General features: G+C 48.2%; 2 rRNA genes. Both read right to left on the bottom strand.

Going from position 1 to position 3,197, the window contains the following annotated elements:
- A 5S ribosomal RNA gene (rrf, locus tag EKM68_RS13460) occupies window positions 1-117 on the bottom strand.
- A 71-nt stretch (window positions 118-188) separates the two neighbouring features.
- Window positions 189-3,106 (bottom strand): 23S ribosomal RNA (locus tag EKM68_RS13455).
- Between the last annotated feature and the right edge of the window lie 91 nt (window positions 3,107-3,197).

Below are 3,197 nucleotides of genomic sequence, written 5' to 3'. Positions count from 1 at the left end.
GCGTGGCAGCTTCCTATCCTCGCGGGTAGTTTCCCACCAACTACTTTCGGCGTGAAGAAGCTTAACTTCTGTGTTCGGCATGGGAACAGGTGTATCCTTCTTGCCATCGCCACCACACTATTCTTACTCGTACCTTCAAAACTAGATACTAATCAAATGAATTAATTAAAACACTTCAAACCACTTACTCGGTTAAGTCCTCGATCTATTAGTACTGCTCAGCTCCATGTATCGCTACACTTCCACCCGCAGCCTATCTACGTCATAATCTCTAACGGATCTTACTTCCATAAAGGAATGGGAAATCTCATCTCGAGGGGGGCTTCACACTTAGATGCTTTCAGCGTTTATCCCTTCCATACGTAGCTACCCAGCGATGCGCCTGGCGGCACAACTGGTACACCAGAGGTATGTCCATCCCGGTCCTCTCGTACTAAGGACAGCTCCTCTCAAATTTCCTACGCCCGCGACGGATAGGGACCGAACTGTCTCACGACGTTCTGAACCCAGCTCGCGTACCGCTTTAATGGGCGAACAGCCCAACCCTTGGGACCGACTACAGCCCCAGGATGCGATGAGCCGACATCGAGGTGCCAAACCTCCCCGTCGATGTGAACTCTTGGGGGAGATAAGCCTGTTATCCCCAGGGTAGCTTTTATCCGTTGAGCGATGGCCCTTCCATATGGTACCACCGGATCACTAAGTCCGACTTTCGTCCCTGCTCGACTTGTCAGTCTCGCAGTCAAGCTCTCTTGTGCCTTTACACTCTATGAATGATTTCCAACCATTCTGAGAGAACCTTTGAGCGCCTCCGTTACATTTTAGGAGGCGACCGCCCCAGTCAAACTGCCCACCAGACACTGTCCCTCACCACGCTAAGTGGTGTAGGTTAGAGTTTTCATATAACAAGGGTAGTATCCCACCAATGCCTCAATCGAAACTAGCGTTCCGATTTCAACGGCTCCTACCTATCCTGTACATGTCACACAAAAACTCAATATCAAGCTACAGTAAAGCTCCATGGGGTCTTTCCGTCCTGTCGCGGGTAACCCGCATCTTCACGGGTATTATAATTTCACCGAGTCTCTCGTTGAGACAGTGCCCAAATCATTACGCCTTTCGTGCGGGTCGGAACTTACCCGACAAGGAATTTCGCTACCTTAGGACCGTTATAGTTACGGCCGCCGTTTACTGGGGCTTCAATTCTCAGCTTCGCTTACGCTAACTGATCCTCTTAACCTTCCAGCACCGGGCAGGCGTCAGCCCATATACGTCATCTTACGATTTAGCATAGACCTGTGTTTTTGATAAACAGTTGTTTGGGCCTATTCACTGCGGCTGGCTGTTACACCAGCACCCCTTCTCCCGAAGTTACGGGGTCATTTTGCCGAGTTCCTTAACGAGAGTTCACTCGCTGACCTTAGGATTCTCTCCTCGACTACCTGTGTCGGTTTGCGGTACGGGTAGTTTATTTCTAACTAGAAACTTTTCTCGGCAGTGTGAGTTACTGTGCTTCGCTACTTAAATTTCGCTCCTCATCACAACTTGTCCTTAAAGGTAAAAGCATTTGACTCTTACCAAGACTTGTTGCTTGAACACACTTTTCCAGCTGTGTGCACACATCATCCTCCTGCGTCCTTCCATCGTTCAAACAAAATAAACTAGTACGGGAATATCAACCCGTTATCCATCGATTACACCTCTCGGTCTCATCTTAGGCCCCGACTAACCCTGGGAGGACGAGCCTTCCCCAGGAAACCTTAGTCTTTCGGCCGATCAGATTCTCACTGATCTTTCGCTACTCATACCGGCATTCTCACTTCTAAGAACTCCACTGCTCCTTACGGTACAGCTTCAATGCTCTTACAACGCTCTCCTACCACGCATCTTACGATGCATCCACAGTTTCGGTATCATGCTTAGCCCCGGTACATTTTCGGCGCAGAATCACTCGACTAGTGAGCTATTACGCACTCTTTGAATGAATGGCTGCTTCTAAGCCAACATCCTAGTTGTCTATGCGTTTCCACATCCTTTTCCACTTAGCATGAATTTTGGGACCTTAACTGGTGATCTGGGCTGTTTCCCTTTCGACGGTGGATCTTATCACTCATCGTCTGACTCCCGGGTATAGATTGATGGTATTCGGAGTTTATCTGAATTCAGTAACCCAAGACGGGCCCCTAGTCCAAACAGTGCTCTACCTCCATAATCCTATTCCCCGAGGCTAACCCTAAAGCTATTTCGGAGAGAACCAGCTATCTCCAAGTTCGTTTGGAATTTCACCGCTACCCACACCTCATCCCAGCATTTTTCAACATACATGGGTTCGGCCCTCCGGTGTGTTTTACCACACTTTCAGCCTGGACATGGGTAGGTCACTTGGTTTCGGGTCTACATCTACATACTAAAGCGCCCTATTCAGACTCGCTTTCGCTACGGCTCCGCATTTTCTGCTTAACCTCGCATATAAACGTAACTCGCCGGTTCATTCTACAAAAGGCACGCCATCACCCCTTAACGGGCTTTGACTACTTGTAGGCACACGGTTTCAGGATCTATTTCACTCCCCTTCCGGGGTTCTTTTCACCTTTCCCTCACGGTACTGGTTCACTATCGGTCACTAGGGAGTATTTAGCCTTGGGAGATGGTCCTCCCAGATTCCGACGGGGTTTCTCGTGTCCCGCCGTACTCAGGATCCCGGCTAGAGTAGTTCGCATTTCGCTTACGAGGCTTTCACTCTCTTTGGCCAACTTTTCCAAGTTGTTCAGCTATACTTACTTTTTTTCTCATATCGCCAGTCCTACAACCCTAAAGAGCAAGCTCTTTAGTTTGGGCTCTTCCCGTTTCGCTCGCCGCTACTCAGGGAATCGAATTTTCTTTCTCTTCCTGCAATTACTTAGATGTTTCAGTTCATTGCGTCTTCCTCTTAATATGCTATGTATTCACATACAAGTAATCATCCATTACGATGATTGGGTTCCCCCATTCGGAAATCCCCGGATCAAAGCTTACTTACAGCTCCCCGAGGCATATCGTTGTTAGTTACGTCCTTCATCGGCTCCTAGTGCCTAGGCATCCACCGTGCGCCCTTTATAACTTAACCTTGACAAATGTCAATAAATTGACTTGTCGCGCAGTTTTCGGTGTTTCTTTAATTCATTATTTCTTAGTATCCAGTTTTCAAGGTACGAGTT

Source organism: Companilactobacillus jidongensis (genome assembly GCF_003946575.1).
Taxonomy (GTDB): Bacteria; Bacillota; Bacilli; order Lactobacillales; family Lactobacillaceae; genus Companilactobacillus; species Companilactobacillus jidongensis.
Note: the sequence above shows the minus strand (reverse complement) of the source record. Positions and strands in the feature narration are given on the sequence as shown.